This is a genomic window from Corynebacterium jeikeium (assembly GCA_003955985.1).
Classification (GTDB): Bacteria; Actinomycetota; Actinomycetes; order Mycobacteriales; family Mycobacteriaceae; genus Corynebacterium; species Corynebacterium jeikeium_D.
Genome location: CP033784.1, coordinates 1,304,173 through 1,319,515, shown reverse-complemented (window position 1 = coordinate 1,319,515; position 15,343 = coordinate 1,304,173). Strand labels below are relative to the sequence as shown.

Sequence of the window (15,343 nt, the reverse complement as noted above, 5' to 3'; positions counted from 1 at the left end):
TTAGGCCTGCTCCTGAGCAGCCAACTCTGCCGGGTGGAGTTCCTGCAGAGCCTTAACGCTCATCTCACCGTTGCGCAGTGCCAGAATGCCCTGCAGTGCGGCGACGGCCCCCTGAGCGGTGGTCACACAAGTTACGCCCTGGCTCACAGCAGCAGCGCGAATCTCATATCCGTCAGAGCGTGCGCCAGCAGAACCGGACGGGGTGTTGATAATGATGTCAACCTCACCGTCGCGAATCATGTCGACGATGTCGCGCTCGTCCGTCGGCGCATCGGAATCAGTCGTACGCTTTGCGACGACCTCACACTCAACACCGTTGCGGCGCAGCATACCGGCCGTACCCTCCGTTGCCAGGATGCGGAAGCCCATATCCGCCAGCGTGAGGATCGGGAAGACCAGAGTGCGCTTATCGCGGTTGGCCAGCGAGACGAAGATCGTGCCCTCGGTCGGCAGCTCACCGAAACCGGCCAGCTCGCCCTTGGCGAAAGCGGCACCAAAGTTGTCTGCCAAGCCCATGACTTCACCGGTGGACTTCATCTCCGGGCTCAGCAGGCTGTCGAGAGCGCGGCCCTCGAAGTCGCGGAAGCGGTTGAACGGCAGGACGGCTTCCTTAACCGCAATCGGAGCGTCAGCAGGCAGAGAGCCACCGTCGAAGTTGGACGGAATCATGCCCTCTTCGCGCAGTTCCGCGATAGTAGCGCCCATCATGACGCGGGACGCGGCCTTAGCCAGCGGAACTGAGGTTGCCTTGGAGACAAACGGTACGGTACGAGATGCACGCGGGTTGGCCTCGATGACGTAGAGCGTCTCGTCCTTGAGTGCGTACTGAACGTTCATCAGGCCCTTGACACCGATGCCGTGTGCCAGTGCCTTGGTGGATTCACGCACCTTGTCGATGATGCCTGCAGACAGAGTCATCGGAGGCAGCGCACACGCGGAGTCGCCGGAGTGAATACCGGCTTCCTCAATGTGCTCCATAACGCCGCCGAGGTAGACCTCTTCCCCATCACACAGTGCATCAACATCAATCTCGATGGCGCTGTCCAGGAAGCGGTCAACCAGTACCGGGTGCTCATTGGACAGCTCGGTAGCGCGGTTGATGTAGTCCTCCAGAGTGGCCTCATCGTAGACGATTTCCATGCCACGGCCGCCGAGGACGTAGGACGGACGGACCAGCACCGGGTAACCGATACCAGCGGCAACCTGGCGAGCTTCTGCGAAGGAGGTGGCGGTACCGAACTCCGGCGCCGGCAGCTTCGCCTCAGCCAGCACCTTGCCGAACTCACCGCGGTCCTCAGCCAGGTCGATTGCCTCTGGGCTAGTGCCGACAATCGGAACGCCTGCGGCCTGCAGACGCTCCGCCAGGCCCAGCGGAGTCTGGCCACCGAGCTGAACAATGACGCCTGCGACCTTTCCGGACTGGCTCTCAGCGTGGTAGACCTCGAGGACATCCTCGAAGGTCAATGGCTCGAAGTAGAGGCGATCTGCGGTGTCGTAGTCGGTGGAAACCGTTTCCGGGTTGCAGTTGACCATGACGGTCTCGTACCCAACCCGGGAGAGCTCGAGCGCCGCGTGGACACAGGAGTAGTCGAACTCAATACCCTGGCCGATGCGGTTAGGACCGGAACCGAGGATGATGACCTTTTCCTTCTCGGTCTGCGGGGCGACCTCGGACTCAGCAGCCGGGTCCAGCTCGTATGCCGAGTAGTGGTACGGAGTCTGTGCTTCGAACTCGGCGGAGCAGGTATCGACAGTCTTGAATACGGGGTGGATGTTCAGGCGCCAGCGCAGCTCGCGCACGCCGTCTTCCCCGGCCAATTCCGGACGCAGCGCAGCAATCTGGGCGTCGGACAGTCCCCAGTACTTAGCCTCACGCAGCAGGTCGGAGGTCAGCACCGGAGCGTCGATAAGCTCCTTGCGGATATCCTGCAGGTTTTCCATCTCGGCGATAAACCACGGATCCAGGCCGGAAGCTTCGTGGATCTGCTCGATGGAAGCACCCAGACGCTGAGCCAGCTCAACGTCGTAGATGCGACCTTCAGTCGGACGCTTCAGATCCTCAAGGACAGCGTTGACATCGTTTGCGCGCTCACCTGCGAAGTCCTCATCCGGAACAGTCCAGAAACCAGCTGGCTTGTTCTCCAGCGAACGCATGACCTTACCGAGCGCGCCGATGTAGTTACGGCCGATAGCCATGGCCTCACCGACGGACTTCATGGTGGTGGTCAGCGTATCGTCAGCACCTGGGAACTTCTCGAAAGCAAAGCGTGGAGCCTTGACAATCACGTAGTCCTGCACCGGCTCAAACGCTGCCGGGGTTTCACCGGTGATGTCGTTGGTGATCTCATCGAGGGTGTAGCCGATAGCCAGCTTGGCAGCAATCTTTGCAATCGGGAAACCAGTTGCCTTGGAAGCAAGCGCCGACGAGCGGGAGACACGCGGGTTCATCTCAATGGTGATGATGCGGCCGTCATTCGGGTTGATGGCGAACTGGATGTTACAGCCACCGGTGTCAACGCCGACCTCACGCAGAATTGCGATGCCTTGGTCACGCATGGTCTGGAACTCGCGGTCGGTCAGAGTCATCGACGGGGCGACAGTCACCGAGTCACCAGTGTGGACACCGAGGGCATCAACGTTTTCAATGGAGCAGACCACGACGACGTTGTCGTCGCCATCGCGCATGAGCTCGAGCTCAAATTCCTTCCAGCCGAGGATGGACTCCTCGATCAGAACATTGGCCTCGGGCGATGCGGCCAGGCCGCCACCTGCAATACGGTCGAGGTCTTCCTGGTTGAAGGCCAGACCGGAACCCAGACCGCCCATGGTGAACGAAGGGCGAACAACGACCGGAAGACCGAGCTCTGCAACAGTCTCATGGACTTCTTCCATGTTGTGGCAGACGCGGGAACGAGCGGATTCGCCACCAATCTTGGCGACGATGTCCTTGAACATCTGGCGATCCTCACCGCGCTGAATGGCCGGAATATCAGCACCAATCAGCTCGACATTGTACTTCTCCAGAATGCCCTCGCGGTCCAGCTGAATAGCTGCGTTCAGTGCAGTCTGGCCACCGAGAGTTGCCAGGACAGCGTCAATCGGGTTGCCCTCTGCAGCTTCCTTGGCCAGAATCTTTTCGATGTACTTGGTTTCAATCGGCTCGATATAGGTGGAGTCTGCGAACTCCGGGTCAGTCATAATCGTTGCCGGGTTGGAGTTGACCAGCGTGACTCTCAGGCCCTCTTCGCGCAGCACGCGGCAAGCCTGGGTGCCGGAGTAGTCGAACTCGCAGGCCTGACCGATAACAATCGGGCCGGAGCCGATAACCAGTACGTGGTTGATGTCTGTACGACGTGGCATGGTGTTAGGTCCCTTAGCCCTTTCCTACTTGTTCGAGTTTCCGGTTGCGGACTTGTTGAAATCGACCTTCTGGATCAGCGCCAGGAAGTCATCAAAGAGAGAGTGCGCATCGTGCGGGCCGGCTGCGGACTCCGGGTGGTACTGCACAGAAAAGGCCATGCCGTTCTTCAGTGCGACACCTTCCACGACGTCGTCGTTAAGGCAGGTGTGCGTAACCTCTGCCTCGCCCCACGGGGTATCGAAACTCTCGCCGGCCTTGCCTTCAAGTGCGAAACCGTGGTTCTGAGCGGTGATAAAAATACGGCCAGTGCGGTGGTCCTTCACCGGAACATTGACGCCGCGGTGACCGAAGACCAGCTTGTAGGTATTCAGGCCGAGTGCGCGACCAAGAATCTGGTTACCGAAGCAGATACCGAATAGCGGCATGCCGTCATCGAGGGCAGCCTTGGCGACCGCAACCATCTCATCAGCAGTTGCCGGGTCACCCGGGCCGTTGGACAAGAAGACACCGTCCGGCTGGTATTCCTTCTTAATATCTTCGTACGGAGTGTTCGCCGGAACAACTACGACTTCCAGGCCACGCTTAGCCAGCTCACGCGGGGTGTTGGACTTGATGCCCAGGTCGTAGGCCACAACACGTGCCTTCTTCTCCCCCTGCGGTTCCACGACATAGGCCTCATCGGTGCTGACCTCGCGAGCCAGATCCGCGCCCTTCATCGCAGGCTGAGCGCGAACGATTTCCACCAGCTTATCGACGGGCTGCTGTGCGTCCTCACCGGAGAAAATACCAGCGGCAATCGAGCCATTGTCGCGCAAATGGCGAACCAGCGCGCGGGTATCAATCTGGCGGATACCGATGATGCCCTGTGCCTTCAGTTCATCTTCCAAGCTGCGCTCCGAGCGCCAGTTGGAGGGAATGCGCGACAAATCGCGGATAATAAAGCCAGCTGCCCAAATCTTGTTTCCGCGGGACTCGTAGTCCTCATCGTTCCAACCGGTGTTGCCGATCTGTGGTGCGGTAGCCACAATCAGCTGGCGGTGGTAGGACGGGTCCGTCAGGGTTTCCTGGTAGCCCGTCATAGCGGTGGTAAAAACTGCCTCACCCAGGGTTGTACCGGTGGCGCCGAAACCGCGTCCGCGGAACACTCGGCCATCTGCCAATACCAGGACTGCCGCTGTAGCGGCCGCGGCCTGCGACTCGTTGCTCACGTTATTGCCTTTCAGTTGGGTAGCGTGCGAGGAATTTACATTAATCATACGGGACGCATGTGAATTTTTATGCGTTGACATGAATATTATCCAGCGACCTCTCCGTTAAGAGCGGTCACCTTACCGCGCAGCACGGTAGCTGCCACGGACACGGCCATCTCCATTTCCTCATATGGAGTGTTCTCAGACTTCGACGCCAGGTCTTCGCCGCGGACCGTCCACTTTTTGCCCGGGTCAACAACGGTCAGGTTGGCAGGCTCACCGACAGCAATCGGACGGCCGTGCCCCGGTAGCTTCACGATTTGAGCGGGACGCTCACTCATGACCTTGGCCAGCCAGCGCCAATCACAATCGCCCTTCAAAACGAACTCTTCGGCGATGATTGGCATCGAGGTCTCCAGACCAAGCATGCCGGGCTTAGCGTGCTCGAACTCGCAGCACTTTTCTTCAGAGCCGTGCGGAGCGTGGTCGGTAGCGACACAGTCAATGATCCCGTCAATCAGAGCCTGACGCAGAGCCAGGGTGTCGCGCTGCTCACGCAGCGGCGGATTGACGCGGTAGACGCCGTCGTAGGTCTCCAACTTCTCATCGGTGAGGATCAGGTGATGCGGGGTAACCTCGGCGGTCAGCGGAATATCATGCTCCTTTGCCCACTTGACCAGCTCAACCGTGCCTTCGGTGGAAGCGTGGCAGATGTGCATGCGTCCGCCGTAGTCGCGAGCCATAATGGCATCTCGGGCCACGATGGACTCCTCAGCTACGCGCGGCCACCCGGTCAGGCCGAGTCGTGCGGCGGTCGGACCTTCGTGAGCCGATGCATCTGCGGTCAGACGCGGATCTTCGCAGTGCTGCGCCAGCAATACGTCTTCGCCGCGGGCGTATTCAATCGCGCGGCGCATAATCAGCGGATTGTCAACGCACTTACCGTCATCGGAGAACATGCGTACCTTCGCCTGCGAGTCTGCCATCATGCCGAACTCAGTCAGCGTCTCGCCCTTCAGCCCCTTAGTAATGGATCCGACCGGGTGAACGTCGCAGAGGTTCAGCGCCTGGCCCTTGAGCCACACCGACTCAGCAATCGAGGGGTCATCGGTTACCGGCGCGGTATTGGCCATAGTGAACACTGCGGTGAAACCACCGCGTGCTGCGGCAGCGGAACCAGTGGCCAGGGTTTCCGTATCTTCACGGCCCGGCTCCCGCAGGTGCACATGGATGTCAACCAGGCCTGGCAAGAGAACGAGGGAGTCGAACTCCAGGACCTCTACCCCGTCCTCGGCCGTGAGATTTTCTCCAATCTCAGCGATAACGCCATCTTCAATCAAGACGTCGACGTCTTCGCCTTCACCGTAGGGACGCACACCCTTCAGCAGCAGCTGTCCCCGTGCGGGTGCTGCCAATGGTCCTACCTCGGGGTACGAGGCTTCGTCATACTCATTGCGATTCGACATTTATGCCTGCCCTTCCAAGTTGGCGGAAACACCTGAGGTCAGCAGTGTGAAAAGAACTGCCATGCGGACGTGGACACCGTTGGCTACCTGCTGCAGCACGGCAGTGCGCGGCAAATCAGCGACGGCATCGTTAATTTCCATGCCACGAAGCATCGGGCCTGGGTGCATCACAATGCAGTCGTCGCGAAGCATCTTCTCGCGAGCCTTCGACAGCCCGTAGCGAGTGGCGTATTCGCGATGGGATGGGAAGAAGCCTCCGTTCATGCGCTCCTGCTGAACGCGGAGCATCATCACGGCATCAGCATCGCGAATCTCGTCTTCCATGCGGTAGGCAACACGCACCGGCCAGGTCTCGATGCCAAACGGCAGCAGCGTCGGTGGCGCGACGAAGACGACCTCGGCGCCGAGCTTGCTTAGCAGATCGGCGTTAGAGCGAGCGACGCGAGAGTGCAAAATATCGCCAACGATGACGACCTTGCGCCCCTCAATTCCACCGAGGCGCTGACGCAACGTCACCGCGTCCAGGAGAGCCTGCGTCGGGTGCTGGTGCTTTCCGTCACCCGCGTTGATGATCGATGGGCCGTTGCCAAATTCCTCAGTCCACTTGGCGATCAGCTGTGCCGCGCCCGACGATGGGTGCCTAACGACGATGGCATCGCCGCCGATAGCATCCAAAGTCAGCGCGGTGTCTTTCAGACTTTCGCCTTTCTTCACAGAGGAAGAGGAAGCCGAGATATTAATAACATCGGCGCTCATCCACTTACCCGCAGTCTCAAAAGAAGAGCGGGTACGCGTGGAGTTCTCGTAAAAGAGGTTATAAATAGTGCGGCCGCGCAGGGTCGGCAGCTTCTTAATTTCCCGACCGCGGATGACCTCCTTGAAACGATCGGCCTCATCCATCAGGCCGACAATTTCATCCTTGGTCAAATCCGCAATGCTAATCAGGTGTTTCACTGTTCCTCCGCCCGGGTGAGAATAACCGCGTCACGGCCGTCAAGTGCCTCTACCAGCACATCGACGTCTTCGTCGCGGGAAGTTGGCAGATTCTTACCGACGTAATCGGCGCGAATTGGTAGTTGACGATGACCACGATCAACCAGCACTGCAAGCTGAATTACTCGCGGGCGACCGATGTCAGCAATAGCGTCGAGTGCGGCACGAATTGTGCGACCTGAGAAGAGGACATCGTCTACGAGAACAACGGTGGTGCCGTCGATTCCGGAGTTTGGAATGTTCGTGGGCTGCAGGGCGCGGTGCGGGCCCTTGCGCAAGTCATCCCTGTACAGGGTGATATCAAGCGATCCAGTTTCCGGGCGAATGCCGGAGAACTGTTCAATCAAATCGGCTAGCTTCTCCGCCAGCGGTACGCCACCAGATGGAATACCGAGGAGAACTACGCGCCCAGCATTTGGGCTATCCAGCGCAGTTTTTTCAATAATTTGGTGCGCGATGCGCGCGATGGTACGTGCAACTTCGTCTGCATTGAGCAGCTCGGTTGTTTGCGGCGTTCCTTCGCTCATCGTGACCTCCTTCCCCGCCTCTCAGTGCGGTCCGTTAAAGGATGTCTTGATTGTGGATATTTGATTATCAGTTTGCATGACTCGCAACTACGGGCGCGGTGCAAACTTCCGCTGACCAGAATAGCACTCACACTTAAATTGCCTCTAAATGCAACAAAACTCCAAGCCCCCAAAAAAGGGACTTGGAGTTTCAGACAATCCGCGAGAACCGACTGTGATCGGCTCGCAGTGAGCCCGGCCGCTTTGATTGGCTAGGACCCGTTCTCGCTCTTAGCCACGTCTTCAGCCACCAGCTTGGCAATATCGCTCATGTCCAGGCCGGTAATCTTAGCCATCTCATCGGAGTCAGCCAGTGCCTTGTCAGCTTCCTCATTTGCAGCAGCCTGTGCCTGAATAGCCTCGTCGAACTGGGACTCGCCCACCGAAGTGCTAACAGCTGCTGCTGCCAGGCGTGCCTGGTCGGCAATCTTGGCCTCGGCATCGAGAACTGCGTTGATGTACGGTGCCGCCACATCAGTGGAGTATTCCGATGCCAGCTCAACGCCTTCCACCACGGCCACACGCGGAGGCACGTCGGAGTTGTAGAACAGCTCCCAGGTGGAAAGACGCAAGATAGCACGGTCGACTGCCGGTAGGCGACGCAGCGGCCACTCCTCCGTCAGGTACGAAGAAATCGTCGAGTCGATACCGATAATTTCCGCAGCTACACCGCGCACGATCTGCTCGGTGTACTCCGCAATTGGATTCACATCCAGATCGGGATTACGGACCATTTCCAGCCGCTCTTCAAGAAGCTTGACGACGTCGACGCCTCGCTGCTCGGCCTCAAATAGCAGATCTACCGCACGACGGCGCGCACGGTAGCGCGCGCCGTGGCGCTTGTAGTTAGGTTCGCGAACTTTCGCGGACTCCTGCGCATCCGGGGTCTCGACGGACTTGTGATCCTTTTCAGTCATGGATGTGTATGTATCGCTCTCAACAAAAGGGTGAACTAGATGAGGGAATTAGTGGTTGACGCGGGACAGGTAGGAGCCGTCACGGGTGTCGACCTTCAGTACGTCGCCGGTTTCGATGAACAGCGGCACCTGAATCTCAGCGCCAGTCTCCAAAGTTGCCGGCTTGGTGCCACCGGTGGAGCGGTCGCCCTGCAGACCCGGGTCGGTCTGCTCAACCTTCAGTTCAACCGAAACAGGCATTTCAGCGAAAAGAACGTTGCCCTCATGGAAGGACACCTGGCAGGTGGTTTCCGGAAGCAGGAACTTAGCACCCTCCGGCATCTGAGCGTCCAGGATGGAAATCTGGTCGTAGGTCTTGTCGTCCATGAAGACGTATCCTTCACCGTCGTGGTACAGGTACGTCATGTCGCGACGGTCGACGGTAGCAGTCTCAATCTTGACGCCAGCGTTGAAAGTCTTGTCAACAACCTTGCCGGTCAGAACGTCCTTCAGCTTGGTGCGGACGAATGCCGGACCCTTACCTGGCTTGACGTGCTGGAACTCCACGATCTGCTGAAGCTTATTGTCGTGCTTGATAACTAGACCGTTTTTAAAATCTGCGGTGGTAGCCAACTAAACTCTCCTGAAATTGTTAAAAAGCTCTCTGACGAAACCACGATACTCCGTATCTCATCGAGAGAAAAATAAAACGCCGTGATGTTAGGCCCGCGGTTTCGGCAGCTGCGTAATAATTTCCGGCTCGGTGTCGGTGATAATCAACGTATCTTCGATGCGCACACCGCCGAACCCCGGCACATAAATACCAGGCTCGATGGTCAACGTCATGCCAGCTGCCAACTTCCCCTTGCCGGTGCGAGCAGCAAATGGAGCCTCATGCACCTCAATACCGATTCCGTGGCCGGTGGAATGAACGAAGTGCTCCCCATAACCAGCCTTTTCAATAATGTCCCGGCATGCTGCGTCTACAGCCACAACATCAGCCCCTGGCACGGCCGCTTTTACGCCAGCCAGCTGGGCTTCCAGCACGACATTGTAAATCTCTCGGGCCTTCTCGTCTGCGAACTCCACCCCGGCAACAATCGCGCCGTCCAAATCTGACGACGTATTGTTCGGATCGTTTTCGCTTGACGACGTTCCCGCCTCACCGGCAAAGAGGGTACGTGTCATATCTGAGTTGTAGCCCCCGGCAAAGGCGCCAAAGTCAATAGTGACCAGGTCACCTGCCTCGATTACGCGATCTTCCGCCCCGTGGTGTGGCTTGGCGGAATTCGGGCCGCTCGCGACAATCGTGTCGAAGCTAGGCCGATCGGCGCCATGCATGCGCATGCGGTACTCCAACTCTGCGGCGACTTCGCGCTCCGTGCGGCCGGCGACCACGATGCCGTCGTGAAGCAAGTCCTCGAATGCGCAGACCGCGATGTCGGCGACATGGCGCAGAGCGACGAGTTCCGTATCGGACTTGACCTCCCGCAGTTTAGAGACGACGCCCGTAGTCGATACCAGCTCGAGTGCCTGTGGCCGGGCATCCTCTAGCTCTTGATAAGCGGCCATAGTGAGGAACTCAGATTCAACACCAAGACGCGAGATATCCAGCTTTCGGCATTGACCGACGAGTGCCACGCCGGTGTTGCGGGCGGTGAGTAACTCCACGTCCGGTGCCTGTTTGCCAGCCTGAACCGTATAGCGGCCGTCGGTGGAAAGCAGCGCTTCCCCACTGGCCGCAACAATCAAACCAGCATTCGAGCCGTGGAAACCTGTAAGCCAACCAACATGCGTCGGATCGACTGTGAGGAAACCGTCGCAGTCGTTGTCGGACAATGCGTCGATAAGAGCGGCTCGGCGGGCGGCGTAGTTCGTGGAGATATCTGTCATAGTTTCGTACTCACCCTTCTCAGTGCCATGGAATACCCATCAGTTCCGCATCCGACGATAACGCCCGCGGCAAGCGCCGACAGGTACGAGTGGTGCCGAAAATCCTCCCGGGCGTGAATGTTTGAAATATGGACCTCGTGGAAGCCCGCGCCGTCGGCAATTTCGGCAAGCGCGTCACGTAGGGCGACGGAGGTGTGTGTCAACCCCCCTGGATTGATAATGACTGGCCAACCGTAGTCGGCAGCTTCATGAACCCACTCGATGAGTTGACCTTCATAGTTGGATTGGCGGCAATCCACCACGACGCCAAGCTCCTTGGCTAGGGTGCGAAGTTCAGATTCGACATCGGCCAAAGTAGTGGCACCGTAAATTTCTGGCTGACGCTTGCCCAGACGATCGAGGTTCGGGCCGTTCAGAACAAGCACGGTCGGAATCGCCGCTGTGGCATCAGTTGCTGCGCGAAGAGAGGTCATGAGCGGGCTGACTCCTCCGATGCGGCGTGCCCATTGTTGCAGAGCAGTTCGTATGCACGCTCGAGGTCATCCATTCCCGGGCCTTCAAGACGGGCTGTTTCACCGGGGTTTTCTAGAATAACGAATCGGATCGCACCGTCGCGGTTCTTCTTATCCCTGGTCATCGCATCGTAGAGCTCGGTAAAACGACCTGTCTGGTAGGTCGTTGGCAGACCAATGGACTCTAGGATGCGACGGTGGCGGTCTACGAGTTCCTGATCAATATGTCCGGTGATCTTGGCCAGCTCGGCAACATAAACCATGCCTACAGCTACGGCATGGCCATGGCGCCAGCGGTAGTTTTCAAAGTGCTCAACGGCATGACCGAAAGTGTGGCCATAGTTCAGGATCTCACGGAGGCCAGATTCCTTCAGATCCTCAGCGACAACGCGTGCCTTGACAGCAATCGCGCGCTCGACCAGTTCTGGCAGGTCACCGTCAACATCGAGGCAGGCCTGCGGGTTTGCCTCGTAAAGATCGAGAATCTTCGTGTCCGCGATAAATCCGGCCTTGATAATCTCTGCCGAGCCCGCGATCAGCTCGGCCTTCGGCAAGGTGCGCAGGACATCAAGGTCACAGAACACCGCGGCAGGCTCGTGGAAAGCGCCGACCAGGTTCTTGCCGGCTGCAGTGTTGATACCGGTCTTACCGCCGACAGCTGCGTCGACCATGCCGAGCAGCGTCGTCGGGACCTGGATAACCTTCACTCCACGCATCCACGCGGCGGCGACGAATCCACCGAAGTCTGTAGCTGCACCGCCGCCAATCGCGATTACCGCGTCACGCCGGCCCAGACCGCGTTCACCAAAAGTGTCCCAAACTGTTTCAGCAACTGCGAGCGTCTTGCCCTCCTCCGCATCCGGAACCTGGATGCTAAAGGCGTCGACTCCTTTGTCCGCCAGAGCCTTGATGACGCCGAAGCTCAGCTCTTGAACGCTCTCCTGGTGAATCACCGCAACCTGGGAGGCAAACGTAGCGGCCTCCGCAATCTGCTCGGTGAGTCCATGCCCCATGGCTACCGTGTACGGGGATGGGCCTTCAACACGGATTGTGCGGGTTGAGTTCATTGTCAGTCCCTAGTCGTTAGCGTAAGAAATGTATGGAGTTGCTGGTTATACGGCAGTGATTAGCTGCCGCCTTTTAAGAGTCGCCAGTTAAGCCTCGTCGCAGGTTTCATCGAGGTAGCTGAGGATCTCGGCCACAACGCGCTGCGGGGAACGTTCGTCGGAACGCACCTTGAAAGTGGCTGCATCTTCGTAAAAAGCTCGGCGAGCCTCATAGAGCGCGCGGTAATGAGCCTCAGGATCATCCGCCTGGAGCACCGGGCGCGAATTGTTACCCGCTGTACGACGGACACCCTCTGCAATGCTGATCTCGAGGTAGACGACGTTATGGTCTGCCAGCAGGTCACGGGTCGCCTGCGAAATCACGGCACCACCGCCAAGTGAGACGATTCCGTCGTGGGTCAGAGCCTCCGCCACGATTTGTTCCTCGATACGGCGGAATTCCGGCTCTCCCAGCTCGGAAAAGACTTCCCCACAAGTCTTGCCCATGCGCTGTTCAATCATCTCATCGGTATCGGTGAGTTTTGTGCTCAATGCACGAGACAGTCGACGACCGATGGTGGACTTTCCCGATCCGGGCGGTCCGACAAGGACAATAGTAGGAACGGACATTCCCCTCGTTTTACCCTTCTTCGTGTGCGCGACTGTGGCGCTATTTCCAATCAAGGCGACGTCGAGTCTGCTCCAAGTAGCCCTCAACGTTACGCTTGGTTTCCTCCAGGCTATCGCCGCCGAACTTTTCCATCACTGCACGCGCCAGTACCAGCGCGACCATTGCCTCTGCGACAACACCGCCGGCCGGGACCGCGCAGACATCAGAGCGCTGGTGGATTGCGGTAGCTGCATCGCCGCTGGCCATATCGACGGTCTTCAGCGCACGCGGAACGGTCGAAATTGGTTTCATCGCAGCACGCACAACGAGAGGTTGAGCATTAGTCATGCCACCCTCCAGGCCACCGGCGCGGTTAGTTTCCCGATCCACGCCGTCGTCGGTACGCACCATTTCATCGTGAGCCTCGGTGCCACGGCGACGGGCTTCCTCAAAACCGTCGCCGAACTCCACGCCCTTGACGGACTGAATTCCCATCAAGGCAGCCGCAAGCTGCGAATCCAGACGGGCATCACCGGAAATGTGCGATCCCAGACCCACCGGCAGACCGTGGACAACGACCTCGACGATGCCACCGAGGGTGTCGCCCTGCTTCTTGGCGGCCTTGATTTCGTCAATCATCGACTCCTCCGCAGCTGCGGAGAATGCACGCACTGGCGACTCGTCAATCTTGTCCTGATCAGCGAAGGTCGGCAGTGGCCCCTCGCAGGGCTCCGAACGACCGATGGAAATAACGTGGCTGACAACTTCCACACCGAGAGTCTCACGCAGAATTGAGCGTGCCACAACCGATGCCGCCACACGTGCTGCAGTCTCGCGAGCCGATGAACGCTCCAGGATGTTTCGAGCATCGGTGTGGTTGTACTTCAGCATGCCGTTGAAATCGGCATGCCCCGGGCGCGGGCGGGTTAAGGTGGCGCCACGAGCTGTATCCAAAACAACTGGGTCAACTGGATCCGGGCTCATGACCTCAGTCCACTTGGGCCATTCGGAGTTGCCGACCATAATGCCAATCGGCGATCCCAGCGTCTCACCATGTCGAATGCCAGTCAGCAGGGTGACCTCATCAGCCTCAAACTTCATTCGCGCCCCGCGACCATAGCCGAGGCGGCGGCGTGCGAGGTGGCGTGATACGTCATCTGTAGTCAGGGGAAGTCCGGCTGGCGCGCCTTCTACGAGAGCGATAAGCGCTTTGCCGTGAGATTCACCCGCGGTAGTCCAACGAAGCATAGGTATCATAATGTCATGTTTGCCGTACTTCTTGTGCATTTGGGGGCATACAAGTTTCAAATATGCCCCAATTCATCGCCCCTGGTCTACCGCTTCAGGGGACTTGTAGGTACCCTCCGCTTATCCCCCACACAATGGCGGTTGCTGCAAGCATCGCAGGCCCATGAGGCACGCTCGCCGGTACAGGCGCTGTTTTTGCTTTACGACGGTCACCCCAGCCCCGCTTTCCCGCGGTGACTCCTGCCATGAGGAGAGTGAGTCCGGCAGCCAACAGAATTGCCACTGCAATCCAAATTGCTGTCGCCACTGGCTCGCCCGATACCAGACCGACACCGCCCCCGAGAATTGCTGCGAGCTTCACATCTCCAGCCCCCATAGAGCGTGGGTTGAAGATGAAGACTGCTACATAGAGGCCAAACCAGAGGCCTATTCCTGTTCCTATGGCTGCGACTGCACTGGCGAGATTGTCAGCCAAGGTGCTCTTTTGCTGGAGCACCATTCCAGTGGTTGCTATCAGACCCACTGCCCCTAGCACTAACCACCAGTTCGGTAGTCTTCGCCGAGTCACATCCAACCAGCAGCCAATACCGCCCCAGCCGAGTACAAGCATCACGACTAGGAAATAGAAAACCCGGTCAAGGTAGACCGGGGCAATCCTGTGCTGTCCAATCGGAGACAGCCCTATCTCAGTTATTCCCCACCCCATAACTTTGGGATTGTAACGGTTGTGAGCTAGTTCGGCAGCGCTGCACGCATCGCCTCGACATCGGGAGTGCGTCCAGTAAACTGCTCAAACTGTCCCACCGCTTGATGTAGCAACATGGACAATCCACCGACCGCCTGTGTCCCTCCGCGTTCCGCTGCTTTCACAAGTGGGGTTGGCCAGGGATTGTAAATGACGTCGAGAATCTTCGGTGCTCGAGCGAGGTAGCCAGCAACCGACTCAATTGCGGCTGACGGCACCGTAGAGACCAGCACGTCGGCATTACCAGCAATATCTGCCAGGTTTGGAACATCAAAAGTCACCCAAACAAATTCCATCCCCAGCGCGGCAGCTAATGGTTCAATGTCATATGCGCGCTCGGAGCGCGCTACCACGGTCACATGATTGACCCCCAGCTGCGACAGCGCCCAAAGTGCCGGCCGTGCTGTGCCACCGGCACCAACAACAACGGCGCGGCCACGTGGTGCGTTCGTGCAGTCTATCTCGCGCAGTGCTCCCAGTACGCCGTCGCCATCGGTGTTGTCGGCAAACCAATCCGAATCGCGACGGACCAGAGTGTTCGCTGAACCTATGAGCCTCGCGCGCTCACTGACTTCATCGGCGAAGTCCAGCGCGGCAAACTTGCCGGGCATCGTGACGGAAAACCCCTGGAAACTGGGGTCTGCGCCACCAACGACGTCGGCAAGCTCTTCGGCGTTGCATCGGATGCGGTCATAGTGCCAGTCATTCATTCCCGCAGCGCGGTAACCGGCGTTGTGAATAGCCGGCGAGTACGAGTGATCAATCGGATCTCCCAGCACGGCTGCGCGATGAGTTATAGGCATAGGAGTTCTACCTC

At 58.5% G+C, this 15,343-nt stretch carries 14 protein-coding genes; all 14 read right to left on the bottom strand.

All coding sequences use genetic code 11. From position 1 onward, the window contains the following. Complete coding sequence (locus tag EGX79_05850) at positions 1–3,360, bottom strand: carbamoyl-phosphate synthase large subunit (protein ID AYX81740.1); 3,360 nt, start codon at positions 3,358–3,360, stop codon at positions 1–3. Positions 3,361–3,384: 24 nt separating this feature from the next. Next, entirely contained in the window at positions 3,385–4,569 is a 1,185-nt protein-coding gene (locus tag EGX79_05845; protein ID AYX82746.1) for a carbamoyl-phosphate synthase small subunit, read from the bottom strand. 86 nt (positions 4,570–4,655) lie between these two features. Continuing rightward, entirely contained in the window at positions 4,656–6,017 is a 1,362-nt protein-coding gene (locus EGX79_05840) for a dihydroorotase (GenBank protein AYX81739.1), read from the bottom strand. Continuing rightward, entirely contained in the window at positions 6,018–6,971 is a 954-nt protein-coding gene (locus tag EGX79_05835) for an aspartate carbamoyltransferase catalytic subunit (GenBank protein AYX81738.1), read from the bottom strand. After that, complete coding sequence (gene pyrR / locus EGX79_05830; protein AYX81737.1) at positions 6,968–7,537, bottom strand: bifunctional pyr operon transcriptional regulator/uracil phosphoribosyltransferase PyrR; 570 nt, start codon at positions 7,535–7,537, stop codon at positions 6,968–6,970. The genes EGX79_05835 and pyrR overlap by 4 nt, the downstream gene beginning before the upstream one ends. Before the next feature lie 251 nt (positions 7,538–7,788). Beyond that, the gene (gene nusB, locus EGX79_05825) at positions 7,789–8,493 is read right to left on the bottom strand and encodes a transcription antitermination factor NusB (protein AYX81736.1); all 705 of its coding nucleotides are present in this window, start codon (positions 8,491–8,493) and stop codon (positions 7,789–7,791) included. A gap of 48 nt (positions 8,494–8,541) precedes the next feature. Next, entirely contained in the window at positions 8,542–9,105 is a 564-nt protein-coding gene (gene efp, locus EGX79_05820) for an elongation factor P (protein ID AYX81735.1), read from the bottom strand. An 87-nt stretch (positions 9,106–9,192) separates the two neighbouring features. Then, complete coding sequence (locus EGX79_05815) at positions 9,193–10,365, bottom strand: aminopeptidase P family protein (GenBank protein AYX81734.1); 1,173 nt, start codon at positions 10,363–10,365, stop codon at positions 9,193–9,195. After that, positions 10,362–10,838: a type II 3-dehydroquinate dehydratase gene (gene aroQ, locus EGX79_05810; protein AYX81733.1), complete on the bottom strand. Its 477-nt coding sequence runs from the start codon at positions 10,836–10,838 to the stop codon at positions 10,362–10,364. Before aroQ ends, EGX79_05815 begins: the two co-directional genes overlap by 4 nt. Further along, entirely contained in the window at positions 10,835–11,944 is a 1,110-nt protein-coding gene (locus EGX79_05805; protein ID AYX81732.1) for a 3-dehydroquinate synthase, read from the bottom strand. Before EGX79_05805 ends, aroQ begins: the two co-directional genes overlap by 4 nt. 87 nt (positions 11,945–12,031) lie before the next feature. Continuing rightward, positions 12,032–12,553 (bottom strand): shikimate kinase, encoded by a 522-nt coding sequence (locus EGX79_05800; GenBank protein ID AYX81731.1) that lies wholly within the window; start codon positions 12,551–12,553, stop codon positions 12,032–12,034. Between the two features lie 40 nt (positions 12,554–12,593). After that, positions 12,594–13,790, bottom strand: coding sequence for a chorismate synthase (locus EGX79_05795; protein AYX82745.1), 1,197 nt, complete (start codon positions 13,788–13,790; stop codon positions 12,594–12,596). A gap of 85 nt (positions 13,791–13,875) precedes the next feature. After that, positions 13,876–14,487 (bottom strand): hypothetical protein, encoded by a 612-nt coding sequence (locus tag EGX79_05790; GenBank protein ID AYX81730.1) that lies wholly within the window; start codon positions 14,485–14,487, stop codon positions 13,876–13,878. Between the two features lie 26 nt (positions 14,488–14,513). Beyond that, the gene (locus tag EGX79_05785; GenBank protein AYX81729.1) at positions 14,514–15,329 is read right to left on the bottom strand and encodes a shikimate dehydrogenase; all 816 of its coding nucleotides are present in this window, start codon (positions 15,327–15,329) and stop codon (positions 14,514–14,516) included. Between the last annotated feature and the right edge of the window lie 14 nt (positions 15,330–15,343).